21 protein-coding genes are annotated in these 24,509 nt (G+C 33.2%); 5 read left to right on the top strand and 16 right to left on the bottom strand.

All coding sequences use genetic code 11. The features are described 5' to 3' along the window. Window positions 1-23: 23 nt before the first annotated feature. Window positions 24-1,298 carry a serine hydroxymethyltransferase gene (gene glyA, locus IW20_RS08760; RefSeq protein WP_035620988.1) on the bottom strand — a complete coding sequence of 425 codons (1,275 nt, stop codon included), beginning with the start codon at window positions 1,296-1,298 and terminating at the stop codon, window positions 24-26. Between the two features lie 108 nt (window positions 1,299-1,406). Here glyA and fahA point away from each other — a divergent pair, with 108 nt between their 5' ends. After that, on the top strand, window positions 1,407-2,690 hold the full coding sequence (gene fahA / locus IW20_RS08755) for a fumarylacetoacetase (protein WP_035620986.1): 1,284 nt from the start codon (window positions 1,407-1,409) through the stop codon (window positions 2,688-2,690). Between the two features lie 258 nt (window positions 2,691-2,948). Here the strand turns inward: fahA and IW20_RS08750 are convergent, their stop codons facing one another. Continuing rightward, window positions 2,949-3,989: an agmatine deiminase family protein gene (locus IW20_RS08750; protein ID WP_035620983.1), complete on the bottom strand. Its 1,041-nt coding sequence runs from the start codon at window positions 3,987-3,989 to the stop codon at window positions 2,949-2,951. A 266-nt stretch (window positions 3,990-4,255) separates the two neighbouring features. On the opposite strand from IW20_RS08750, the gene IW20_RS08745 reads away from it, so the two are divergent. Beyond that, window positions 4,256-5,518 (top strand): OmpA family protein, encoded by a 1,263-nt coding sequence (locus IW20_RS08745; RefSeq protein WP_035620981.1) that lies wholly within the window; start codon window positions 4,256-4,258, stop codon window positions 5,516-5,518. A gap of 79 nt (window positions 5,519-5,597) precedes the next feature. Here the strand turns inward: IW20_RS08745 and IW20_RS08740 are convergent, their stop codons facing one another. The 4 genes from IW20_RS08740 to clpB all read right to left on the bottom strand — a co-directional run bounded on the left by IW20_RS08740 (window position 5,598) and on the right by clpB (window position 11,248). After that, window positions 5,598-6,485, bottom strand: coding sequence for a carbon-nitrogen hydrolase (locus IW20_RS08740; RefSeq protein ID WP_035620980.1), 888 nt, complete (start codon window positions 6,483-6,485; stop codon window positions 5,598-5,600). A gap of 174 nt (window positions 6,486-6,659) precedes the next feature. Continuing rightward, window positions 6,660-7,085: a hypothetical protein gene (locus IW20_RS08735; RefSeq protein ID WP_035620979.1), complete on the bottom strand. Its 426-nt coding sequence runs from the start codon at window positions 7,083-7,085 to the stop codon at window positions 6,660-6,662. 195 nt (window positions 7,086-7,280) lie between these two features. After that, window positions 7,281-8,162, bottom strand: a complete 882-nt coding sequence (locus IW20_RS08730) for a DUF808 domain-containing protein (protein ID WP_035620978.1) — start codon at window positions 8,160-8,162, stop codon at window positions 7,281-7,283. A 479-nt stretch (window positions 8,163-8,641) separates the two neighbouring features. Continuing rightward, window positions 8,642-11,248 (bottom strand): ATP-dependent chaperone ClpB, encoded by a 2,607-nt coding sequence (gene clpB, locus IW20_RS08725; RefSeq protein ID WP_035620977.1) that lies wholly within the window; start codon window positions 11,246-11,248, stop codon window positions 8,642-8,644. Window positions 11,249-11,404: 156 nt separating this feature from the next. On the opposite strand from clpB, the gene ytxJ reads away from it, so the two are divergent. The 3 genes from ytxJ to IW20_RS08710 all read left to right on the top strand — a co-directional run bounded on the left by ytxJ (window position 11,405) and on the right by IW20_RS08710 (window position 12,680). Continuing rightward, the gene (gene ytxJ, locus IW20_RS08720) at window positions 11,405-11,794 is read left to right on the top strand and encodes a bacillithiol system redox-active protein YtxJ (protein ID WP_035620976.1); all 390 of its coding nucleotides are present in this window, start codon (window positions 11,405-11,407) and stop codon (window positions 11,792-11,794) included. Between the two features lie 17 nt (window positions 11,795-11,811). Next, window positions 11,812-12,357, top strand: a complete 546-nt coding sequence (locus tag IW20_RS08715) for an HD domain-containing protein (RefSeq protein ID WP_035620975.1) — start codon at window positions 11,812-11,814, stop codon at window positions 12,355-12,357. A 62-nt stretch (window positions 12,358-12,419) separates the two neighbouring features. Then, window positions 12,420-12,680, top strand: coding sequence for a hypothetical protein (locus IW20_RS08710; protein WP_035620974.1), 261 nt, complete (start codon window positions 12,420-12,422; stop codon window positions 12,678-12,680). A 53-nt stretch (window positions 12,681-12,733) separates the two neighbouring features. On the opposite strand, the gene IW20_RS08705 is transcribed toward IW20_RS08710, so the two are convergent. The 10 genes from IW20_RS08705 to IW20_RS08655 form a co-directional block, all read right to left on the bottom strand. Next, on the bottom strand, window positions 12,734-13,924 hold the full coding sequence (locus tag IW20_RS08705) for a hypothetical protein (protein ID WP_035620972.1): 1,191 nt from the start codon (window positions 13,922-13,924) through the stop codon (window positions 12,734-12,736). Then, window positions 13,908-14,906 (bottom strand): DUF2157 domain-containing protein, encoded by a 999-nt coding sequence (locus tag IW20_RS08700; protein ID WP_035620970.1) that lies wholly within the window; start codon window positions 14,904-14,906, stop codon window positions 13,908-13,910. The genes IW20_RS08705 and IW20_RS08700 overlap by 17 nt, the downstream gene beginning before the upstream one ends. A 349-nt stretch (window positions 14,907-15,255) precedes the next feature. Further along, window positions 15,256-16,536 carry an argininosuccinate lyase gene (gene argH / locus IW20_RS08695; protein ID WP_035620968.1) on the bottom strand — a complete coding sequence of 427 codons (1,281 nt, stop codon included), beginning with the start codon at window positions 16,534-16,536 and terminating at the stop codon, window positions 15,256-15,258. 264 nt (window positions 16,537-16,800) lie between these two features. After that, window positions 16,801-17,871, bottom strand: a complete 1,071-nt coding sequence (locus tag IW20_RS08690; RefSeq protein ID WP_035620965.1) for a M20 family metallo-hydrolase — start codon at window positions 17,869-17,871, stop codon at window positions 16,801-16,803. 80 nt (window positions 17,872-17,951) lie between these two features. Beyond that, the gene (gene argB, locus IW20_RS08685; protein WP_035620963.1) at window positions 17,952-18,725 is read right to left on the bottom strand and encodes an acetylglutamate kinase; all 774 of its coding nucleotides are present in this window, start codon (window positions 18,723-18,725) and stop codon (window positions 17,952-17,954) included. Window positions 18,726-18,808: 83 nt separating this feature from the next. After that, window positions 18,809-19,756 carry an N-acetylornithine carbamoyltransferase gene (locus IW20_RS08680; RefSeq protein ID WP_035620960.1) on the bottom strand — a complete coding sequence of 316 codons (948 nt, stop codon included), beginning with the start codon at window positions 19,754-19,756 and terminating at the stop codon, window positions 18,809-18,811. A gap of 370 nt (window positions 19,757-20,126) precedes the next feature. After that, window positions 20,127-20,888 (bottom strand): glutamate 5-kinase, encoded by a 762-nt coding sequence (gene proB / locus IW20_RS08675; RefSeq protein WP_035620956.1) that lies wholly within the window; start codon window positions 20,886-20,888, stop codon window positions 20,127-20,129. 414 nt (window positions 20,889-21,302) lie between these two features. Continuing rightward, window positions 21,303-22,499 (bottom strand): glutamate-5-semialdehyde dehydrogenase, encoded by a 1,197-nt coding sequence (locus IW20_RS08670; protein WP_035620953.1) that lies wholly within the window; start codon window positions 22,497-22,499, stop codon window positions 21,303-21,305. A gap of 360 nt (window positions 22,500-22,859) precedes the next feature. Beyond that, the gene (locus tag IW20_RS08660; RefSeq protein ID WP_035620947.1) at window positions 22,860-23,297 is read right to left on the bottom strand and encodes a hypothetical protein; all 438 of its coding nucleotides are present in this window, start codon (window positions 23,295-23,297) and stop codon (window positions 22,860-22,862) included. Beyond that, a complete protein-coding gene (locus tag IW20_RS08655) occupies window positions 23,297-24,436 on the bottom strand; it encodes an aspartate aminotransferase family protein (RefSeq protein ID WP_035620945.1) in 1,140 nt (379 codons plus the stop codon). The genes IW20_RS08660 and IW20_RS08655 overlap by 1 nt, the downstream gene beginning before the upstream one ends. Between the last annotated feature and the right edge of the window lie 73 nt (window positions 24,437-24,509).

Genomic DNA, 24,509 nt, shown 5'->3' with positions numbered 1-24,509 from the left:
TAAACTTTTTAAATAAAATATTCTTAATAAACGAAGATCGCTCTTTCGCTCATCATTTCATTTACTTCGTTTGCAACCTCTTCGATAACTTCTTCACTTGTGTGATTTGTTAATACTCTGTCGATTAATGCTACGATAGTTTCCATGTCGTCTTCAACTAAACCACGAGTTGTGATTGCTGCTGTTCCTACACGAATTCCTGAAGTTACAAATGGTGATTTATCATCAAATGGAACCATATTTTTATTTACAGTAATTTCAGCTTTTACTAATGCATTTTCTGCTTCTTTACCTGAAATTCCTTTATTTCTAAGGTCAATTAACATCATGTGATTGTCTGTACCTCCAGAAATAATATCGTATCCTCTTTTCACGAAAGCTTCTGCCATAGCATTTGCATTCTTTTTTAATTGCATAGCATAAGTAAAGAACTCATCTTGTAATGCTTCTCCAAAAGCAACTGCTTTTGCAGCAATAATATGCATTAAAGGTCCTCCTTGGTTACCAGGGAATACAGCTAAGTCTAATAATGCTGACATCATTCTGATTTCTCCTTTTGGATTTGTTAATCCTAGTGGGTTTTCAAAATCTTTACCCATTAATATCAAACCTCCACGTGGTCCACGTAATGTTTTATGTGTTGTTGTAGAAACGATATGACAATGAGGAATTGGGTCATTCATTAATCCTTTGGCGATAAGCCCTGCTGGATGCGAAATATCTGCAAATAAGATTGCTCCTACGCTATCTGCAATTACTCTAAAACGCTCAAAATCCATATCACGAGAATAAGCCGAAGCTCCTGCAATGATTAATTTTGGTTGCTCTTTAGTAGCAATTTCTTGAATTTTATCATAATCCAAACGTCCTGTCTCTTTATCTACACCATAAAAAACTGGAGTGTATAAACGTCCCGAAAAGTTTACTGGAGACCCGTGAGTTAAGTGACCACCGTGAGATAAATCAAATCCTAAGATTTTATCTCCAGGCTTTAAACATGCATGATAAACTGCAGTATTTGCTTGTGATCCTGAGTGTGGTTGTACGTTTGCGTATGTAGCTCCAAATAACTCTTTGGCTCTATCGATAGCAATTTGCTCAATAACGTCAACTACTTCACAACCTCCGTAGTATCTTTTGCCTGGATAGCCTTCTGCATATTTATTTGTTAAAACAGAACCAGCTGCTTCCATTACCTCATCACTTACAAAATTTTCTGAAGCGATTAGTTCTAATCCGTGAATTTGTCTGTCTTGTTCTTCAAGAATAAGATCAAAAATTTGTTCGTCGCGTTGCATTTTTTAGTTTTTCGTTAATTTGATGCAAAAATACAAAAAAACGTTTGTCAAACTGCTAGATTATGATATATTTGACATAGAATTTTTCAACAAATAATTAACATTCACATGCCGATAACAGCCAACGATACTAAACGAAAATCATGGTTAGATGTACCAGAGAATAGCGATTTCCCTATTCAAAACATTCCCTTCGGTGTTTTTCTTACCAAAGAAAATATAGTAACGGTTGGAACAAGAATTGGTGACTACGCCATAGATTTAGGTGCTTTACAACAATTAAGTTATTTCTCAGGAATTGATTTAACTGATGATATGTTTATGCAAGACACCTTAAATGATTTCATTTCTGATGGTAAAAAAACTTGGCGATTGGTTAGAAACCGTATTGCCGATATATTTGACATCAACAATCCACAATTAAGAGATTCTACAAAAGATAGAGATATTGTTATTTTTAAAATTGATGATGTCGAAATGCAATTGCCTGTATTAATTGGTGATTATACCGATTTTTACTCTAGCAGAGAGCATGCTACAAATGTAGGTAAAATGTTCCGTGATCCAGAAAATGCATTATTACCAAACTGGTTACACATTCCTGTAGGATACCACGGAAGAAGCTCGACAATTATTCCTTCTGGTATTCCTGTACACAGACCAATGGGACAAACGCTTCCCAATGGGGAGAACTCTCCTGTTTTTGGTCCGTCAAGATCTATTGATTTTGAATTGGAAACTGCATTTATTACAACTGATGCCAACATAATGGGAGAACCTATTCCTGCTTATGAAGCCGAAGATTATATTTTCGGGATGGTTTTATTAAATGATTGGAGTGCGCGAGATATCCAAAAATGGGAATATGTGCCTTTAGGACCTTTCTTGGCCAAGAACTTTGCTTCTTCTATTTCTCCTTGGATTGTTACTATGGATGCTTTAGAACCATTTAGAACCAAAGGACCTAAACAAGATCCGTCACCGCTTCCTTACTTACAAACTAAAGGAAAAAAAGCTTTTGATATCAATTTAGAAGTTTCTATTAAACCATTAGACAAAGAAGAAACGGTAATATCTAGATCGAATTTTAAATATATGTACTGGTCAATGAGCCAACAATTAGCGCATCACACCTCAAATGGTTGTCGTGTTAATTCTGGTGACATGATGGGTTCTGGAACAATATCCGGACCTACTCCAGACAGTTATGGATCTATGCTAGAACTAACTTGGGGAGGAAAAAATCCTTTAAAGTTAAATGACGGTAGCGAACGTAAATTTATAGAAGATAACGACACTGTAATTATGAGAGGATATTGCGAAAGCAATGAAGTTCGTATTGGTTTTGGAGAAGTTTCAAGCCAATTACTTGCTCCTTTCGTGAGACAATGAAGAGATATAGATTCCGAATAACAAAAAAACGCATTGAAAATTTTCAATGCGTTTTTTTTATGCTCTTAAAATTTGTGATCTTTACGTAAATCTATTTTTATTCTTTCTGACTAATTCTCTTCCCACCTATTAAAATGATTAAAAGAATCTAGCCACCAATTGCACAAATTTTCACAAATTCAAAACTTTGCAATCTTCGTAAAACCTTTGAACCTCTGAACCTTTGCTCCTAGAACCCTTTTTCAACTTCAGCAGAATTTACACTGGAATTTGCTGACTCAAACAATGTAATGTTCCGAATCCCCAGATAAAATCAATACAACTAATTCCGATTACTTCTCTATCAGGGAAACACTCCGAAAGTATATTAAGCGCTATACGATCATTACTATCATTAAACGTAGGAACCAAAACGCAATTGTTCAGAATTAAGAAATTAGCATAACTTGCTGGCAATCTTAAATCTTCAAAATCTATTCGTTTAGGCATTGGCAAAGCAACAACTATTGGAGATTTTCCGTTTTCTAATTTTGCATTTTGCAATCTTCTCAAATTATCTTGCAAAGGCTCATAGTTTGAATCATTTTTGTCGGTTTCTACAATCGTTACAATCGTATCTTCATTTACAAAACGACATAAATCATCAATATGCCCGTGAGTATCATCTCCTTCTATTCCATCTCCTAACCAAATAACATTGGCTATCCCAAGATATTCTTTAAAAACCGCTTCGTAATCTTCTTTAGTGAAGTTTGGATTTCTAACTTGAATACTTGGATGCATCAAACACTCTTCTGATGTTAACAAAGTTCCTTTTCCGTTACTATCTATTGCTCCACCTTCTACAATAACTGGTTTTCCTTTATACATTACTTGCGTAACCGGAATATCGAGAACATCGGCAACTTTAGCTGGTACAAATTTATCTAACTGGTAATTTTTGTATTTAGCCCAACCATTAAAATTAAAGTTTAATGCTTCTCTTTTATCTCCATTTTTAACCACAATTGGTCCAGAATCACGCATCCAACTTCTGTTAGTCTTATGAACAATATAAGTAACATTATTTAACTCTACGCGTGCTCTTTCGAGCATATCATTCACTTTAGCTTTTAAAACTTCATCGGCAACTACCAAGAAAACAGTTTCGTAAGTAGCTACTTTTTTTATAAACTCTACAAAAGCCCATTGAACTGCCTCATATTTTCCTGGCCAATCTTTACCATTATGAGGAAAACACAATACAATACCTTGTTGTTTTTCCCATTCTGCAGGAAATCTTCTATTATTCGTTGTCATAAAAAGGTTCTAAATTAAAAAAAGCAAAGATAATCATTCATAAGTTTTATCATTGTCCAATATTCATTTTTTCCTCTCTTATCAAAATATAAATTCTTTAAAATAATTTAAAATACAATACAAATAAAGCAATCTTGCACTAGGCAAAGCCCTAAAACATGGGAATTATATAATACCGATAGAACACTCGTTTAAAAGCATTACTCTAATTTTATGTTGAGTTTAAAGAAAAGAGCTCACAAAAATCAAATTAAACATATGATATCATGAAAAAGAAATTAGCTTCCGTATCGCTTTTATTACTATCCGTGGCAGCAGGTGCCCAAAACATGGCAACAACTTCTGCCCAACCTACAATTGAAAAAAACCCGTATAATAAATGGTCTATCGAACTAAATGGCGGTATAAACAAACCAACCAGAACAATGACCGAAGGGTATTCGACTGCTACACTTAGCCCGTTTCACGCAGATTTAGGGGTAAGATACATGTTCAATCCAAAATTTGGTTTGAAATTCGATTTTGGATATGATCAATTTAAAGAACGTGATAATACTCCCGATTTCGAAGGCAGACAATTACGAACAAGTTTACAAGGGGTTATTAACCTTGGTAGAGCTTTAAACTTTGAAACCTGGACAAATACTTTTGGTCTGTTAGCACATGGTGGTTTTGGAGTTTCTCAGTTAAGTTCTGATACTGGTTTTGATGGAAAAGATTATACAGGTCACGGAATTCTTGGTCTTACAGGACAAGTAAGACTTAGTAACAGAATTGCTTTAACTGGAGATCTAACTGGAATAATTAATGGAAGACAAAATTACAATTTTGATGGAATGAGCCCAACAACAACTGGTTCATTTGATGGTGTGATGTTAAATGCATCTGTAGGTTTAACGTTCTACTTGGGTAAAAACGAAAAACATGCCGATTGGTATTCTGAAGACAATGACAAGTACAATAAGTTAGAAGAAAGAGTTGGTCTTATCGAAACAGGTCTTATCGATAGCGATAAAGATGGTGTAGCCGATTTATATGACTTAGAACCAAATTCTATTGCTGGAGTTGCCGTAAATACCAAAGGACAATCTATTGACAACAACCAAAATGGTGTTCCAGATGAATTAGAAAGTTATTTAGACAAAACCTACGGACAAAAAAATGCTACCGCTACAAACAATACTGTTGAGGAGTTGATTAACGGAGGATATGTAAACGTTTATTTTGACTTTAACTCATCAAAACCAACGAATGCTTCTTTATCTGGTGTTGACTTTTTGGTTAAATACCTAAAAAATAATCCATCAAAAAGTGCAGACATCATAGGTTATGCAGACGAAATTGGAAGCTCTAGCTATAACACGGAGCTATCTAGAAAAAGAGCTGAAGCTGTGAAAAAAGTAGCTTTAAATGCTGGAATAGATGGTTCTAGATTAAATGTAATTGCTAACGGTGAAGACACTTCTGTGAATAAAAATTCTAAAGAAGCTCGTCAAATCGTAAGAAGAGTTACTTTTCAGGTAAAATAAATTTAATTTTACTTTTAGAAACAAAAAAAAGGACAAAATGTAAATTTTGTCCTTTTTGCTTTTATATAAATCAACTTAATTAGTCGATTGCTCTTTTTGTAATATCTCCAAAAGCGTCAATTCTTCTGTCTCTGAAAAATGGCCAGTTCTGACGTACGTTTTCTTGTAAATCCAAGTCAACTTCGGCAATAAGAATTTCTTCTTTATCGTGTGATGCTTGCGCTAAAATTTCACCCTGAGGTCCTGCAATAAATGAAGCTCCCCAAAACTGAATTCCGTCTGTACCATCGATATACTGCTCTAAACCAATTCTATTAGCAGCAGCAACAAATACTCCGTTTGCAACAGCATGTCCTTTCATTACATTCATCCAAGCTCCATATTGGTTTTCACCATATTGCTCTTTTTCTTTCGGATGCCATCCAATAGCTGTTGGGTAAAACAATACTTCAGCACCTTTAAGAGCTGTAATACGTGCAGCTTCTGGATACCATTGATCCCAACAAATTAATGTTCCTATTTTTCCTTTTTTAGTTTCTATAGCTTGAAAACCTAAATCTCCAGGTGTAAAATAGAATTTTTCGTAAAAATGTGGATCATCTGGAATATGCATTTTACGGTATAATCCAGCTTCAGATCCGTCTGTATCGATAATATAAGCACTATTGTGGTATATTCCTGCCATTCTTTTTTCGAAGAAAGGAACAATAATTACTACACCTAATTCTTTGGCTAAAGCGCTAAATGCAATAAATGAAGTACTATATAATGGTTCTGCTAAAGCAAAATTATCAACATCTTCACTTTGGCAAAAATAATGACTGCTATACAATTCTGGTAATAATATAACTTCAGCACCTTTATTTGCAGCGTCTTTTACCCAACTGATACACTTTTTCAAGTTGTTTTCGGCAACATCATTAAGGTTCAATTGAATAACAGCAATTTTATATTTCTTATTCGGCATGACTTAAAATTTTTAGACTGCAAAAATAGTTAATTTTCTAGATAGTAACAGAAAACCGTTTTATAAATATTCTTTTTCAATGGTTTTTGATAAAAGAAATAAATATAAAACGGCTTTTAAATTAGTTATATAAAGCTTTACACTTCTAATAACAATTTACTTTTATTGAATAAATTACTCAATAACAACTTTCTGTATTACAAATTCTGTTTCTGATTTTTTGAATTTTATTTCAAAAGTTCCTTTTGTAGCCGATTTAAACTTGTAAGTAGTTTTTTTAGGATCTGGTACTTGCATCGTACAAGGTCCTGTTGGGTATTTAACCTCAACTTGCAAACCTTTGTCTTTACCAACTGTTACATCAGAGATTTTGCTAAATTCCCCACAAGCATTATCAACTATATAAGTTACATCATAACTAAGTTCTTCATTTATTTTTCCAGTTTCAGGGCCTTTTACTTCTGTTGCCAAAGCACCTTTTATTGTAAACTCAGGAGTTACTGGCTTATCTTCATCTTTATTATCATCATTACTGCATGACATTAATACCGTTGACAAGAATAATACGACTAAAACTGATTTTAATTTAAAATTTTTCATATAAATAATTATTTGTTGTTAATTATAACATAGATGCAGATAAAGTAGTAAGGTTGCTTCATAAAGTTGTTAAATAATTCCACTTAAAAACTAAACAACTAAAAATCAATAATTTAAAAAATTAAAAATTTTCATTTTAGACATAAAAAAAACACCAATCGTGAGATTGATGTTCCTTATAATTGATATTTATTTTTATTCAGCTACCGCTTTTTTAGGAAGCATTTTTTTGATTACTGTTACAATTGCCAAAACCACAAACCCAATTACAAGACCGATGGTAAACTCCTTTATTATAGATGGTAATTGCGGTACTAAATGATGAAAAAATTCAATATTATGTACAAATATTCCACCAGCAACTAAGAGTAAAGCTATTGTACCAATTACAGATAGACCTTGAATTACTTTTGGAAGCGCTTGCACCAATAAATTCCCTATCGTTTTTGATAGACTGCGTTCTTTTTTACTCATCTGGATAAGTTTTAAACCTAATTCGTCCATTCTTACAATAAGCGCAACAATACCATAAACTCCAATAGTTGCAACAATCGCAATTATCGAAACAACCATAATTTGTGATAAAATAGGTTTTCCTATTACGGTTCCTAATGCTATAATTACTATCTCGACCGATAATATAAAATCGGTTACGATTGCTGACTTTATTTTTCCTTTTTCTGCGGCTAAGATTTCTTCTTCTGTAAATGTTTGTTCTGTAACCTCGACTTTTGCATGTTTGTGTGGAAAGAAAAATTCAAATATTTTTTCGGCTCCTTCATAAGCTAAAAAAGCCCCTCCAAGTACCAAGATTACAATAATCGCCACTGGAGAAAAGGCACTTAATAAAAATGCTATTGGCAAAATGATTAGTTTATTTATAAATGAACCTTTACCAATTGCCCATAATACAGGAAGTTCTCTTGAGGAAACAAACCCTGAGGCTTTTTCGGCATTTACTGCCAAATCATCGCCTAGAATTCCCGCAGTTTTTTTTACTGCAACTTTACTCATTACTGCAACATCATCCATAATTGCTGCGATATCATCTAATAGAACGAAAAAACCTGATGCCATATATTTGTTTTAGAAATTGCGCAATCTCTTTGTGTAGAGCACAAAAAATAATTGACGCATTTTGTTATTTTGTGCGAAGCTAATACTTTTTGTTTGAATCTCTTTCTTCTAGTTTAATCAAATATTATCAATCTGACTCACTTTAACTACATTGTCCTAAAAGCAACCAAATAATTACAAAAACGAAAATAGTACCAAAACATCCGCTACCTAGCTTTTTGGCCCCATAACCTGCTATCAATCCTCTAAATATGTTATTCATAATATTTAATTTTTAAGTTTTTATATAGCACTAATTCTAGCTTAACTCAGCTTATGTAAAGGTGAGAACTTAATTAGATTTTTTTTTATAATAATTTAAAAAAAAGTTTCATTATTTACTGATTTTCAGTTTATACAAAAAAAAGCACCAGCCTTTCGACTGGTGCTTGTATAAATGTAAAGACGCACTGCTGTGCGTCTCTACTAAAAATTAAACATTAATTAGCTTGTACTGGTGTTTGGTTTCTAAAAACCAACTTACCATCAAAAGCATCTAATAAAATAATACTATCTGTTGTAATATTTCCTGCCAAAATTTCTTTTGACAATTGATTTAAAACATCTCTTTGTATAACACGTTTTACTGGTCTTGCACCAAATTGTGGATCAAATCCTTTATCCGATAAATAAGCAATTGCTTCTGGAGTTGCATCCATAGTAATTCCTTGCAAAGCCAACATTTTTGTAACACTTTTTAATTGTAAACCAACTATTTGAGTAATATTATCCACTGTTAAAGGTGGGAACAATACAATTTCATCTATACGATTTATAAATTCTGGACGTACTGTTTGTTTTAATAATCCAAGTACTTCCACTTTTGCAGCTTCTGTAGCAGCTTCGATTCCACCTTTTAAATTTTCAAATTTTTCTTGTATAATCTGGCTTCCCATATTCGAAGTCATGATGATAATCGTATTTTTAAAATCGGCCAAACGCCCTTTGTTATCAGTCAATCGTCCTTCATCTAATACTTGTAATAAAATATTAAATGTATCTGGGTGCGCTTTCTCAATCTCATCTAACAAAATTACTGAATACGGTTTTCTACGTACAGCTTCCGTTAATTGTCCTCCTTCATCATATCCTACGTATCCTGGAGGTGCACCTACTAATCTACTCACACTATGACGTTCTTGATACTCACTCATATCAATTCTTGTCATGGCATTTTCATCATCAAATAGGTACTCTGCCAATGCTTTTGCAAGCTCTGTTTTACCAACCCCAGTAGTTCCTAAGAAAAGGAATGTACCCACAGGTTTTTTCATATCTTGTAAACCAGCTCTGCTTCGTCTTACAGCATCACTTACTGCTTCGATTGCTTCTTCTTGACCCACTACACGTCTGTGTAATTCATCTTCTAGATGCAATAGTTTTTCTCTTTCGGTCTGAAGCATTTTCATTACTGGAATACCTGTCCATTTTGCCACAACTTCGGCAATATCTTCTCTGGTAACTTCTTCTTTTATCAAAGAGTGTCCAGATTGGTACTCATGCATTTGTTTCAATAAAACATCTAGTCTTTCTTGAGCTTCTTTAATTTTTCCGTAACGAATCTCGGCTACTTTTCCGTAATCACCATCACGCTCTGCACGATCTGCTTCATGTTTAAAGTTTTCAAGCTCTAATTTTACAGCCTGAATTCCATCTACAACATCTTTTTCAGATTTCCATTTTGCGTAGATTTCATTACGTTCTTCTTTTAGGTTAGCCAATTCCATTCCTAAAACCTTGAGCTTACTTTCTTCTTTCTCACGTTTTATGGCTTCAATCTCGATCTCTAACTGCATTATTTTTCTATCCAAAACATCTAATTCCTCAGGTTTTGAATTGATTTCCATACGCAATTTAGATGCAGCTTCGTCCATTAAGTCAATCGCTTTATCCGGTAGGAAACGATTGGTAATATAACGTTGAGAAAGCTCAACAGCAGCAATAATAGCTTCGTCTTTTATCTGAACTTTATGATGCGTTTCATACTTTTCTTTGATTCCACGTAAAATCGAAATCGCACTTTCGGTATCTGGCTCATCAATTATAATTTTTTGGAAACGACGCTCAAGTGCTTTATCTTTTTCAAAATACTTTTGGTATTCATCCAAAGTTGTTGCACCAATCGCTCTTAATTCTCCACGAGCCAATGCTGGTTTTAGAATATTAGCCGCATCCATTGCGCCTTCTCCTCCACCTGCACCTACAAGTGTATGAATCTCGTCTATAAACAAGACGATATCTCCATCAGCAGCAGTAACTTCTTTTACTACCGATTTTAGTCTTTCTTCGAACTCTCCTTTATATTTTGCCCCAGCAATTAATGCTCCCATATCTAGCGAAAACACAATTTTATCTTTCAGGTTTTCTGGCACGTCACCATTAACGATTCTTCGTGCTAAACCTTCGGCAATTGCAGTTTTACCAACTCCGGGCTCACCAATTAACATTGGGTTATTTTTAGTTCGACGTGTTAAGATTTGCAATACACGTCTAATCTCTTCATCACGTCCGATAACAGGATCTAATTTTCCTGTACGTGCTAATTCATTTAAGTTTTTAGCAAATTTATTTAATGAGTTATATGTTTCTTCGGCAGATGCAGAAGTTACACGTTCTCCTTTACGTAATTCATCAATAGCAGCTTTTAAGCCTTTGCCTGTTACTCCTTGATCTTTTAAGATTTGAGCAACTTTACTTTTTGAATCAAAAATTGCAAGCATTAAATGTTCGATTGAAACATATTCATCGTTCATTTTTTGTGCAATAATTTCTGCTTCGTTCAATGCTTTGTTTGCATCTCTGGAAAGCATTACATCTCCTCCCGAAACTTTCGGGAAGCTTTGAATTGTACTATCTAGAATTTGAAGAAATAAAGGCACATTTACATTGAGTTTTTTCAAAATAAATGGTGCTACATTTTCATCAACTTCAAAAATAGCCTTGAAGATGTGTTCATTCTCTATCTGCTGTTGGCCATATTGTTGAGCCAATTGCTGAGAGAGCTGAATTGCTTCTTGCGATTTGATTGTAAATTTATTTATGTTCATCTTTATTTGATTTATGATTTATGATTCTATTTTAATAAGTAACTTTGTTTATTATTTCTCAAATTATATTCCACAACAATAAAACAGACAAAATGACGCTTAAAATTTGATTTTTATCATTTTCAAATGTCAAAAAGTCATAAATAACGACAAAATATGAGTTTTTTATCATCACTATTTGGAGATTCTGATCAAAATCAATCGTCAGAAACCAAAATAAACTGGATTCCTTTAACAAGTTTATACCAATTAGACGAAATTGTAACGGAGTCTAAAGATAAGCAAATTCTTATATTCAAACATAGTACAAGATGTAGTATTAGCAGAATGGCGCTAAAACAATTTGAAAAAGAGTTTGATTTGGAAGATAAAGTTAAGGCTTATTTTCTCGATTTAATAGCATACCGCGAGGTTTCGAATGAAATCGCTTCTCGTTTTAACGTTGTTCATCAATCTCCTCAATTATTACTTATCAAAGACGGAAAATCAATTTATGATGTTTCTCATAGTGATATTGATGCTGAAGCGCTGAAAAGTAAAGTATAATTTTTGAATAAATCTAAATGGATATCCAATCAATTTATCAAAAAACAATAATTTTTGCTGCCCTTAAACATTCAGAGAATAATCAACTCATCCCTGATTCTCAACTACCGTATGTTGTTCATTTAAGTAATGTAGCGATGGAAATTTTAATTGCTGCGAGTAATACTAAGGAATTTGACTTAAATTTCGCTACTCAGATTGCATTATTACATGATACTCTAGAAGATACAACAACAACAACATTTGATGAATTAGAACTTGAATTTGGAACTGAAATAGCCGAAGGTGTTTCTGCCCTCACTAAGAATGGTGATTTACCAAAAGAGGAAAGAATGCTTGATAGTTTGACCCGAATTTCATCTCAACGAAAAGAAGTTTGGGCTGTAAAATTAGCAGATAGGATAACTAACTTACAGAAACCTCCTAAAAGCTGGGATAGTCTTAAAAAAAGAAAATACAAAAATGAAGCTGAGACTATTTTAGAAAAATTAAAAGGAGCAAATCAATATTTAGAGAATCGTTTACGCTCAAAAATTGAAGAATACGAGCAATACCTTGATTAAGAATTCTTCTTTATAAATATATAGCAAAGATGATTTTTGAAAATATATACTTTAAAGTTTAAATGGATATAATTAAAAACAAACGAACTTTTGTTTCTGTAATTTCAATAATTGGAATTGTAATTGGCTTTCCTTTTGGATTATATGCTTTAGCAAATTATGGCAGCATGGGTGGGTTTGTAATCCTTTGGGGTGTATCTGGTTTATTGATTCTTTTGGCAATTGACAGAGCATTAGTTTCATTTATAAATCCGCGAAAATTATCTATTATTGAAATTATACTTACTTTGATTTTAGTGCTTATAAGTCTATTATCTAGCTAACAATAAAAAACGCTGAAATTAAAATTTCAGCGTTTTTCTTATAAATATACAATCTAAAAACTTCCTCCTGAGCCTCCTCCACTAAAATCTCCTCCTCCAAACTCCATTGGCGATTCTTCGGCTTTTATTTCTGGTTTTAAATTAAATGTTGAAGCAATTATTAATACTTCGGCATTTAGTAATGAATTAGTATTATCAATACGATCTGGTTTAAATGTTATTCCTTTTTCATTGTCTCTTGTCTTTCTTATTGCAAAATAAGTAAATGCAAAAAGCAATAAACCTCCAAAAGTTAAAGCAACTTCGGCAGGTAAAACATGATGGTAGGTTCTAAAAGTAAAAATCGAAAAACAAAAAGATAAGAAGCCTATCCAAAGCAGGATTCTGTCTTTATTACGTAATCCGAAAAACAAATAAAGAACCGGAACTACAAGCGTAAAGCCCCAAAAGAATAATGAAAAGGGAACATCTGGACTTAACTCATAATAAGTACCTGATAAAAAAGCCGAAAACTCTCTTACAACCATATAATTCCCTGAAAAATAAAACATTATCAAACTGAAGTTTTTCATCAACAGAAAGCCGTTATAATAAAATGGTTCAGTTAAATCCTTAAGAAGTTTTTTACTCACACAGTACATTCCAATTGCGTAAATCATTAATACAAATGGAAGAATCACATTGCCTAGCTCAATAAATTTAAAGATAAAAAATCCTAATGTTGCAGTTAGTGCCAAACAAAAAATTAATATTGAGGACAAATGTATGTAACGCAGGTATAATACCAAAGAAACTATCGTTACTATAATCATACAAAATAACACATCGGCACTTTTAATCCCGAAGATTCCAGTTATAAACGACATCGCAACAGCTGCGCCTAAAGTTAATTGTGCTCCTAATATAAAAGCATCATCCAAACCATAACCATAATATTTTTGCTGTGCTAAAAATTCAGTTCCCGCAAAACCTATTAGCGCATAAACATAAAGCAAGGCAGTAAAATAATCGTCATTATAAGTAAGTCCGAAAATAGATAATACTCCACAAATTGACGAATATAAGAAAGCTCCTAACAGAAAAAAACCTATACGGATTAATATATTATCCTGACTTTTAAGCACTGGCAATTCTCCAGAAGCGGTATCTAATTGTTCTTTAGTAATAAAATTACCTTTTTGTAATTTCTCGGCCTCATTGACCAAAAAAATATTCTTCAATAAATTCTTATCGTATGCTATCATCTGCTTTTTGTTTATTGAAGTTTTTAATTAATTTGATGAATAATATAATCGAACCTACTAAGTATAAAGGTGTCGCAAATATTAACAATCCGTAAAATTCGTAAGCATTTATAAAATCTAATATTTTAAATCCTACAATATTTACTCCAATGTACCCATATATTATTGTGAATACAAATAATGAAATTGCGGGGATTTGATAACTTACATTATAGAAATAATAGGTAGAAGCGCCTAAAACAATTACAAAAATCGGCCAATAATCTTGAAATAAATTATTAATTGCAGCAATACTTATTAGATGTAAGGCATAGGTAAGATAGATAAAATTGAAGTGCGTTTTTAAGTTAATCTTTGTGCTATAAATTGTCAAAAGAATTAATAATCCTCCTAATATAATTGCTGAATAACTTAAGGTATCTGAGCTATAAAAATCATTACTTAGCAATGTTTGCGGACTTACCGAAAGCCCTATATAAGCCGCTAGACCTGTTACTGCAATTGCTAACACGCTTTTATTATCAAAATAATAGGCGCAAAAGAAACTTATAATTGTAGGTACTAATGTTGCTAAACCATAATGGGTACCGAATAGCTGATATTGGAACTGAATATATCCTACGAAAATACAACTCAAGATTGTCGCTGCAAGGACTAAATATTGTAAAACAGGGTTCTCAAAACTGGTATCTTCTTTTTGGAATCCTTTGGAGTTTTTAAAACAAAAGTAAAAACAGACTACTGTTACAACTAATAATAAAGATAAAATAGCGACATGCCCTATTGTATCGATATTTTGATAAATTAAGATTCCGATTCCTGTTGTAAATAACAAAACCGACAGATACAAGAACAATTTTAATTCGTTATGCAGCGAAAAAATCCCTAAACTACGATAGGCTCTTACCTGCACAAATTGTTCTTCGGTCATTAAATTGTTCTCAAAAAGTTTTTGAGTTGCCTGTTCATCAAATTGTGTCATACTATTACTTTAAGATAACTATGTATCAAATATATGTATTTAGCATGAATTTTCTGGAATCAATTCTAAAACCTGTGGAGAAGAAAAAAAATACCACGGAGAACGCAAAGTTTTTAAATATGCTAAGCTTAATAAAAACACAAAGTTCACAAAGCTTTGTGTACTTAAATTATGTAAACGCAACTTAAATGGCAGTGAACTCTGCGAAAATCTTTGCGTTCTCTGCGGTAAAAAATAATTAAGGAGTATGTTTCTCCACGACATTTAGCAATGATCCATTTTCTGTTTTCAATAAAAAAGGTTTTTACCAAAAAAAATGCGCTATGATATCATAGCGCATTTTCCTGAATTAATAAGAACTCTTCATCTTATCTTTTATAGCATCTAAACATAAATTATTGATGCTTCCTTCGTGTGTATGTTTTGTTTCTTTAGGCGATTTAAATGTGCCGTTTTCTAATTGCTCAGCAACTTCTTTGTATGCATCTCTAAACGGCATTCCTGCTACAACCATTTCATTTAAGGTATCTACTGTAAATAGGTAATCGTATTTTTTATCGTCTAGAATATGGTCTTTTACTGTGATGTCTTTTATGGAGAAAATCGCAATATCTAAACAGGCTTTAAGGTTTTGGATTGCTGGAAACAATCCTTCTTTTAAAAGCTGTAAATCTCTGTGATATCCGCTTGGTAAATTGTTTGTTATTAATGTGATTTCGTATGGTAATGCTTGGATTTTATTGCATTTACCACGAATTAATTCAAATACATCAGGGTTCTTCTTGTGTGGCATTATGCTTGAACCTGTTGTAAGATGTGATGGCAAACTGATAAAATCAAAGTTCTGACTCATATACAAACAAACATCCATTGCAAATTTAGACAAGGTTGCTGCTACGCTACTCATTGCAAAGGCTACAGTTTTCTCGGCTTTACCACGGCTCATTTGTGCTGCTACGGCATTATACTTTAAGGTTTCAAATCCTAGTTCTTGTGTTGTAAAGGTTCTGTTTATAGGAAATGAGCTTCCGTATCCTGCAGCTGAACCTAGTGGGTTTTGATCTACAATCTTGGCCGCTGCGTTTAACATCGTAATATCGTCGATAAGGCTTTCGGCATACGCAGAGAACCACATTCCGAATGAAGACGGCATTGCTATTTGTAAATGTGTATATCCTGGCAATAATACGTTTTGGTGTTTCTCGGCAGATTCCATTAACAAGTCAAAAAGACTTTTTACTTGCTCTTTTAATGCTTTTACTTCGTCTTTTAGATATAAATGTACATCTACCAAAACTTGGTCGTTACGTGAACGTGCTGTATGGATTTTCTTTCCTGCATCGCCTAGTTTCACTGTTAGCAAATATTCGATTTTGGAATGTACATCTTCAAAACTATCTTCGATTACGAAATTTCCTTTTTCGGCATCTGCAATGATTTCGTTTAGTGCGTCTACTAACGAATTGGTTTCATCGGCAGTTAAAAGCCCTATTTGTCCCAACATTTTTGCATGGGCAATTGAACCTAATGCATCGTATTTTGCCAGAACCAAATCTAGTTCTCTATCGTTTCCAACAGTAAATTGTTCGATTTGTTTGTCTGTTGCAATTCCTTTTTCCCAAAGTTTCATAGGTAGATTTTTAGATTTTTAGACTACTTAGATTTTTAGACCTTCCTAAATCTTTATATTTCTTAGTTATGGCTAAAGCCATGTTTTTTTATTATGTTGTTTCTAGCCCCGATAGCAGTGAAAATCCTTTTATTTTTTCCTTTAAAAAATAAAAGATTACTTCACTTAATTCTTATTTCAATCGGAGTTCAGTGAACTTCGTTTGGAACGGATAGCGGGAAATAGCTCCTAATTATCCTTCGACTTCGCTCAGGATGACAATGGCTATAATTTAAAGAAATCGGTTAGTATTTTGATATACAATTCGATTCCTTCTTCGATTTCGTTGATAAAAATAAATTCGTCTGCCGAGTGTGAACGTAATGTTTCCCCTGGTCCTAGTTTTAATGATTGGCAACTTAAAACTGATTGATCGGAAAGCGTTGGCGAACCGTAGGTTGTTCTTCCTAAAGCGATTCCGGCTTGTACTAAACCATGCTCAACAGGAATAGACGAAGCGTTAAGATGCATAGACCGTGGTGTTACTTCGGCTTTTACATTGGCTTTTACGATTTCTAGAATTTCGGTGTTAGAATAACGGTCGGTTACGCGAATATCAACAACCAAATCACATTCTGACGGTACTACGTTATGTTGTTTTCCTGCGTTTATTTGGGTTACGGTCATTTTTACCGGTCCTAAAACATCGGATATTTTATCGTATTTATAGTTTCTGAACCATTCCATAACAGGAATAGCATTGTATAATGAGTTGTCGTCGTTTTGGTGTGCGGCGTGGCTTGCTGTTCCTTTTACTTTTACATCAAGAACTAATAATCCTTTTTCGGCTACTGCTAATTGCATTAATGTAGGTTCTCCTACTATGGCGCAATCTAGCTCAGGCAAATGCTGTAAAACGCTGTTTAATCCGTTTTTTCCGCTGCTTTCTTCTTCTGCCGAAGCTACGATTACTAGATTATGAGGTAAGTTTTGGTTGTTGTAAAAATGCACAAACGTTGCCAATAACGAAACTAAACATCCTCCTGCATCGTTGCTTCCTAACCCGAATAATTTGCCATCTTTTACAATTGCTTTAAAGGGATCGTTGGTATAAGCTTGATTTGGCTTTACTGTATCGTGGTGAGAATTTAGTAAAAGTGTTGGTTTATTTTTGTCGAAATATTTATTGAAAGCCCACACATTATTGTTCTCTCTGTTAAAAGGAATCTCGTTTTGATTGAACCAATTTTCGATTAAAAGAGCCGTTTGATCTTCTTCACTTGAAAAAGATGAGGTTTCAATCAAACTTTTTAATAATGCTATTGCTTCTAGGGTAAGCGTTTCTATATTTTTCATTTTTTTTATAGGTACTGAGATACTGAGGTTCTAAGATTACAAAAGTCTTGGTTTCTTAGAAACTTAGCAACTTTTTTCTTTTATAATTTAATCGTTGTATGCAATATACTTGAATTTTGCAACATACTATGATGCCCGATTTTTATGGTCTGAACTCCCTTAGACAGGCTATTAAAACAATTGTCTAGTTTTGGAATCATTCCGGAATGAATTACTTTTTCTGCTTTTAGTTTTTCATATAATTCGGCGTTTATTTCGGTAATAACCGAATCATCTTCTTCTGAATCCGACAAAACTCCTTGTTTTTCAAAACAATACGTAAGCGTTACATCAAAATCTTGGGATAAGGAAATCGCTAACTCACTTGCAATTGTATCTGCATTTGTGTTTAGTAATTGTCCGTTTTTATCGTGTGTAATCGCGCAAAAAACAGGTACTATATTGTTTTCTAACAATGTAGCCAATAAACTTGTATTTACTTGCTTTACATCGCCCACAAAACCATAATCGATTGTTGGGTGGTTTCTTTTTGTCGATTGGATTAAGTTTCCATCGGCTCCCGAAAATCCAATTGCATTATTGTTTTTTGCCTGTAATTGTGCTACGATATTCTTATTGATTTGTCCTGCGTAAATCATCACGACAACATCGAGCATTGCCGCATCGGTTATACGACGACCATCTATCATTTGAGGAACTAGACCAATACTCTCAGCCATTTTTGTAGCCGATTTTCCTCCGCCGTGAATCAATACTTTATGCCCTTCTATCTTAGAAAAATCTGTTAGGAATTTCTCTAATTCTGATGGATTATCGATTATATTACCGCCAATTTTTATTAATGATACTTTCATTTTTTTTGAGGTTCTAAGACGCTAAGGTTCTGAGGTTCTAAGTGACTTAGCATCTTAGTAACTCAGAACCTCAGCAACTTAATTTATAACTTCTTAAGAATCTTTTGCAACACCAATTGTGCAGCGTATGTTCTGTTATTTGCTTGCTCGATTACTATTGAATTTTCGCTATCTAAAACTTCATCACTTACAATTACGTTACGACGAACTGGAAGACAGTGCATGAATTTTCCGTTGTTGGTTAATGCCATTTTATCGGCAGTAACGGTCCAATTTGGATCTGAATTGGTTACTTTTCCGTAATCATTAAAGTTACTCCAGTTTTTTACGTAAACAAAATCGGCATTTTCAAATGCTTTATCCTGATCGTATTCTATTTTTGAATCTTTCGTGATTTCTGGACTTAGTTCGTATCCTTCTGGATGTGTAATTACGAAGTCGACATTTTTTTGCATTTGCATCATTTCTACGAATGAATTAGCAACTGCTTGTGGCAATGCTTTAGGATGTGGCGCCCAAGAAAGTACTACTTTTGGTTTGTGCTTTGTCTTAAACTCTTCCATAGTAATTGCGTCTGCCAATGATTGCAATGGGTGACGAACCGCACTTTCCATATTTACAATTGGAACTGTAGCGTATTTTAAAAATCCTGAAATAACGGTTTCAGCATAATCTTTTTCTTTATCTAATAATCCTGCAAATGCTCTGATGGCAATAATATCGCAGTATTGCGAAACTACTTCGGCAGCTTCTTTGATATGTTCTGAAGCTCCTGAGTTCATAACTGCTCCGTCCTCAAACTCTAGTGTCCAGCCTTCGTTGGTAAAATTCATTACCATTACGTTCATTCCTAAGTTTATAGCTGCTTTTTGAGTACTTAAACGTGTTCTTAAACTTGGGTTAAAGAACAACATTCCTAAGGTTTTGTTCTTACCTAGGTGTTGGTTTTTTAGTGGTTTTTTCTTGATTTTTAACGCACCTTTTACCCATTTTGATAATGAGTTGATATCTTGAATTGAAATATAGTTCATAATATATTGTTTAATCGTTTTTGTTTAATTGTTTAATCGAATTACCGAATTCAACTTTTTTAAGAATAGTACCTGTTTTGTTTGTGTCTTTGCATTAGCAAATCCGCACTATCCGCGTTCTTCTTTTGACAATCATCATTATTTGAATTAAAAATATAGTTTATGTTAGTTTTTTATTATTCTGTGTGTGCTTGGACGCTGATTAAACTGATTCGCAATTGCGAAAACGCTGAAAAAAATAGATTTCTTTTCTTTACTTATTATAATTTCTAAAAATCCGTATCATCCGTGTTCCTTTTAATAATTATAATTCGAATTAAAAAGATAGTTTATCATTTAAACGAATTAACGATTAAACAAATCAACATCTTTATACAATCTTGGTAAAAGGAATTTCGTTTTTTAATGCTTTTAAAATGAAATTGTCTTCTAATCCGTTTACAATCCACGTTTCAATATTTGCTGCTTTGGCAATTGCCGCTGCTTCAATTTTTGATTGCATTCCTCCTGTTCCGTGCGACGATTTAGATTCTCCAATTTCTTTTTCTAAAAGCTGTAAATCATTTACTAATGCGATTGTTTCTGGCACTTCGTTATGTATAGATGCTTTTGTGTAAATTCCGCTTGTGTTTGTGGCGATTATCAGGATATCTACATTTAACAAAACTGCCGTTAATGCTGCTAATTTATCGTTATCTCCAAACTGAATCTCGTCGGTTGCAACGGTATCATTTTCGTTGATAATCGGAATGTAATTGTTCTCGACTAAAACATTTATTGTATTTACAATATTGATTTTAGATTGTTCTTTTTCAAAATCTGAATAGGATAACAAACATTGCGAGGTCAACAATCCTAAATCGCTGAAATTCTCATGGAAAATCCGCATTAAATGTGGTTGTCCAATCGATGCCAAAGCTTGTTTTACAATAATTTCCTTGCCTTTGCTTTCTAGTTTTACAAATTGTTTTGCTGCTGCAATAGCTCCAGAACTTACAATTACAAATTCGTACTTGTCATTTAAAGCAGCTATTTGCATTCCAATATCTTCAATCTTTCCTCTGGAAATATGATTGGTTTCTTTGGTTAGCGTATTGCTTCCTATTTTTAATAAAATCCTTTTTTTAGTCATTTTTTTAAGTGGCTAAGGTTCTGAGTTACTAAGGCTCTAAGTTTTTTTATATTGTAAACGTTTTACCGCAAAGGGCGCAAGGTTTAATATTCTGTTTGTGTTTACAAACGCTGAGTTCGCAAAGCTATATCGGAAATCTAAAATCGTTATTCATCAATCTAAAATCAAAAAAATAACCGCAAAGGGCGCAAGGTTTTTATATTCTAAACCTTTATAAACGCTGAGTTCGCAAAGCTATATCTGAAATCTAAAATCGTTAATCGACAATCTTAAATTAACCGCAAAGGGCGCAAGTTTTTTTATATTGTTTGTGTTTACAAACGCTGAGTTCGCAAAGCTATATCTGAAATCAAAAATCGTTAATCATCAATCTAAAATCTGAACTCTAAAATCTGAACTCTAAAATCTAAAATTCTAACGAATTTGCCCTTCTCCGTAAATATACCACTTATTGGTAACCAGATGTTGCAAACCAATTGGTCCCCGTTGGTGCAATTTATCTGTACTTATGGCTAATTCTCCGCCTAAGCCAAGTTGTCCTCCATCGGTAAATCGAGTTGATGCATTATGATAAACTGCTGCTGCATCTATAGATTCCATAAATTCCTGAGCAATAGCTGCATTTCTTGTAATAATTGCAGCCGAATGTCCGCCACAATATTTATTTATTTTTGCAATAGCATCTTGCTCGGAATCAATTGTTCCTAGTACGATTTTATAATCTAGAAATTCTTCGTACCAAATATCTTCATCTTTTAAAACACTTGTATTTGCAAAAGATTCTAATGTTTTATCTACAATAATCTCGACTTTGGACTCTTCTAGCTCTTCTATTAAAATAGCCAAAAAACCTTCGAAATTTGGCAATTGTGGATCTATCAAAACCTTATCAACTGCATTACATGCTGAGATTTTAGACGTTTTTGCATTAAGAATCACTTTTAACGCAATATCTGTATCTGCTTCTTTATGTACGTAAACAAAATTATTTCCACGTCCACTTACAATTACGGGACAAGTAGCATGGGCTTTTACAAACTCTATCAATTTTTCGCCACCACGAGGTACAATTAAATCTACTTTTTGCGTTGGTTTCTCTAAGAAAGCTTGTGTTTCCTGACGATTGAAATTTAAATATTCAACCCATTCAGTCGAAACATTATTTTCCTTTAAAGCCTGATGCCATAAACTCACAATCTTTAAATTAGATTTCAGAGCTTCTTTTCCGCCTTTTAGCAAAATTTTATTTCCAGATTTAAAGGCAATTCCTCCAGCTTCGATAGTTACATCGGGTCTTGATTCGTAAATAATTAATATCGTACCAAAAGCTGCTGTTTTATTACTGACTTTAATTCCGTTTTCATGCACAAAATAAAACCTTTCCACGCCAACTGGATCTTCTTGAGATGCCAGTTGGTTTAATGATAAAATCATTTCATCAATCTTGGCGTTATCTACTTTTAAACGTTCTTCCATCGCTAAATCTGCGCCATTGTAAGCGGCCAAATCAGCTTGATTCGTCAGAATAATTTGGTTTCTTTCCTCTTCGACAAGCTTTGCCATCGAGAGTAAAACCAAATTTCGCTTTTCAATTGATAAGTGGTGGTTCATAATTTTTGTAGTTGGTTGTTCTTGGTTGTTTTCTAAAATCTAAATTGTGTTGAGAGATATAAATCTCCGGATAAAACTCCATAATAGAGTAAAATATTTACGACTATCCATACGCGTCTTTTTATGTTATTTTCCGAGGAAAAATAAATCCCTGAAATCTGCATTATCAATATTATAACTGAAGATAATCCAATTAAAAAATACACAAAAAAGACAATTCTATTAATCAATTCTATATATTTCCAAATAACAAATAGGTTCTGAAAATTTGCAATTAAAAGAGCCCACAAAATAATAAACAAATAGACTATCGACTGATACTTAAGAAACAAGTCCGAAATTAAAAAGCTCTTTTTCATTTTATTTAATTTTAAATGCGGAAACAAATTCATCTAATTCATTCCCTTTCATTTTATAAGTAAATATCAAAGAATCATAGCATTTATCACCAATTTCTTTCTCTATTAAAGGTGCATATTTATTAATTTTTTCTTTAATAAAAGAATCACTTCTAACTTCAGAAAGTTCAATCTTAAAATTTTCTAAGGAATCGAGTTTTAGATTTTCACAATCTCTCAGATACCATAGATTAGCTTTATTATTATAAATATCAATTTCTATATCTTCTTGCTCATTGATTTCATTTTGCATTTTTTTCAAATTTTTTTCAAGTCCTGCAGAAGGCGTATATTCGGGAGTTCTTCTCATCCCCCACGCAAATGGATTCAGAAAAAGCAGCATTGGTAATAAAACACTAATTATCAATACTACACCCCAAATACTTTTTAATACTTTCATTAGTATTTAAGTTCTTCTAAACTTTCTTTTAATGCAACGATAAATGTATCTATATCAGATTTTTTCACTGTTAATGGCGGCAAAATTCTCAATAGATTTTTGTTGTTGGCACTTCCTGTAAAAATATGTTTCTCGACAATAAGCTTTTTACGAAGCGGTGCAATCTCAAAATCAAATTCTACTCCAAGCATTAATCCTTTTCCTTTTACTTGTTTGATTTGAGGAACTTGCTTGATTTGCTCAAAAAAGTAAGCAGAAACTTCGTTTACATTATCCTGTAATTTCAATTTTTCGATTACATCCAGAACTGCAATTCCTGCCGCACAAGATAAATGACTTCCGCCGAAAGTAGTTCCTAATAATCCGAAACTAGCTTCAAATTCAGGTGAAATCAAAATAGCTCCAACCGGAAAACCATTCCCCATTCCTTTTGCTACCGAAATAATATCGGCTTTGATATTGTGATGTTGGTACGCAAAAAACTTTCCGCTTCTTCCGTAACCTGATTGTACTTCGTCTAAAATTAAAACTGCACCATGTTTTTTACAAGCTTTTTCTAAAGCCTGAAAAAATTCAGTTGTTCCTTCATCTAAACCTCCTACTCCTTGAATTCCTTCGATAATTACACTCGAAACATCTCCTTTTGCAAGTTCAGCTTCTACTAATTCGATATTATTAAGAGGCAGAAAAGTAACTACTTGTTGCGCATTTATTGGAGCAACAATTTTTTTATTGTCTGTAACAGCAACTGCCGCAGAAGTTCTCCCGTGAAAAGAGTTATCAAAAGCTACAACTCTTGATTTCCCGTTATGGAATGAAGCTAGCTTCAAAGCATTTTCATTAGCCTCAGCTCCTGAACTGCACAAAAACAATTCATAATCTTCTAATCCCGAAAGCTTTCCTAGCTTTTCAGCTAATTCTACTTGTAAAGGATTCTGAATTGCATTCGAATAAAAACCTAAATTATCTAATTGGTTTTTAAGTTTTGCTACATAATCTGGTTGTGTATGACCAATAGAGATTACTCCATGACCACTATATAAGTCTAAATACTCTATTCCTTTATCGTCTGTAATAGTACAATCTAATGCTTTTACAGGAGTTATGTCATAAAGTGGGTATACGTTAAATAAGTTCATCTTTTTTTGTTTAAATGTTTAATCGGTTATTTGTTTAATCGATTAACCGAATTCACGATTAACCGTATCAACA

This window comes from Flavobacterium hydatis, assembly GCF_000737695.1.
GTDB lineage: Bacteria > Bacteroidota > Bacteroidia > Flavobacteriales > Flavobacteriaceae > Flavobacterium > Flavobacterium hydatis.
This window is presented reverse-complemented; position numbering and strand designations above follow the sequence as displayed.

Coding starts and splice junctions, on each gene's coding strand:
- argH (WP_035620968.1), bottom strand. CDS start 16,536: ATGAAACTTTGGGAAAAAGGAATTGCAACAGACAAACAAATCGAACAA.
- ytxJ (WP_035620976.1), top strand. CDS start 11,405: ATGAGTTTTTTATCATCACTATTTGGAGATTCTGATCAAAATCAATCG.
- IW20_RS08745 (WP_035620981.1), top strand. CDS start 4,256: ATGAAAAAGAAATTAGCTTCCGTATCGCTTTTATTACTATCCGTGGCA.
- IW20_RS08705 (WP_035620972.1), bottom strand. CDS start 13,924: ATGATAGCATACGATAAGAATTTATTGAAGAATATTTTTTTGGTCAAT.
- IW20_RS08690 (WP_035620965.1), bottom strand. CDS start 17,871: ATGAAAAATATAGAAACGCTTACCCTAGAAGCAATAGCATTATTAAAA.
- IW20_RS08660 (WP_035620947.1), bottom strand. CDS start 23,297: ATGAAAGTATTAAAAAGTATTTGGGGTGTAGTATTGATAATTAGTGTT.
- proB (WP_035620956.1), bottom strand. CDS start 20,888: ATGACTAAAAAAAGGATTTTATTAAAAATAGGAAGCAATACGCTAACC.
- argB (WP_035620963.1), bottom strand. CDS start 18,725: ATGAAAGTATCATTAATAAAAATTGGCGGTAATATAATCGATAATCCA.
- IW20_RS08710 (WP_035620974.1), top strand. CDS start 12,420: ATGGATATAATTAAAAACAAACGAACTTTTGTTTCTGTAATTTCAATA.
- IW20_RS08740 (WP_035620980.1), bottom strand. CDS start 6,485: ATGCCGAATAAGAAATATAAAATTGCTGTTATTCAATTGAACCTTAAT.
- IW20_RS08655 (WP_035620945.1), bottom strand. CDS start 24,436: ATGAACTTATTTAACGTATACCCACTTTATGACATAACTCCTGTAAAA.
- IW20_RS08735 (WP_035620979.1), bottom strand. CDS start 7,085: ATGAAAAATTTTAAATTAAAATCAGTTTTAGTCGTATTATTCTTGTCA.
- glyA (WP_035620988.1), bottom strand. CDS start 1,298: ATGCAACGCGACGAACAAATTTTTGATCTTATTCTTGAAGAACAAGAC.
- IW20_RS08730 (WP_035620978.1), bottom strand. CDS start 8,162: ATGGCATCAGGTTTTTTCGTTCTATTAGATGATATCGCAGCAATTATG.
- clpB (WP_035620977.1), bottom strand. CDS start 11,248: ATGAACATAAATAAATTTACAATCAAATCGCAAGAAGCAATTCAGCTC.
- IW20_RS08670 (WP_035620953.1), bottom strand. CDS start 22,499: ATGAACCACCACTTATCAATTGAAAAGCGAAATTTGGTTTTACTCTCG.
- IW20_RS08750 (WP_035620983.1), bottom strand. CDS start 3,989: ATGACAACGAATAATAGAAGATTTCCTGCAGAATGGGAAAAACAACAA.
- IW20_RS08715 (WP_035620975.1), top strand. CDS start 11,812: ATGGATATCCAATCAATTTATCAAAAAACAATAATTTTTGCTGCCCTT.
- fahA (WP_035620986.1), top strand. CDS start 1,407: ATGCCGATAACAGCCAACGATACTAAACGAAAATCATGGTTAGATGTA.
- IW20_RS08680 (WP_035620960.1), bottom strand. CDS start 19,756: ATGAACTATATTTCAATTCAAGATATCAACTCATTATCAAAATGGGTA.
- IW20_RS08700 (WP_035620970.1), bottom strand. CDS start 14,906: ATGACACAATTTGATGAACAGGCAACTCAAAAACTTTTTGAGAACAAT.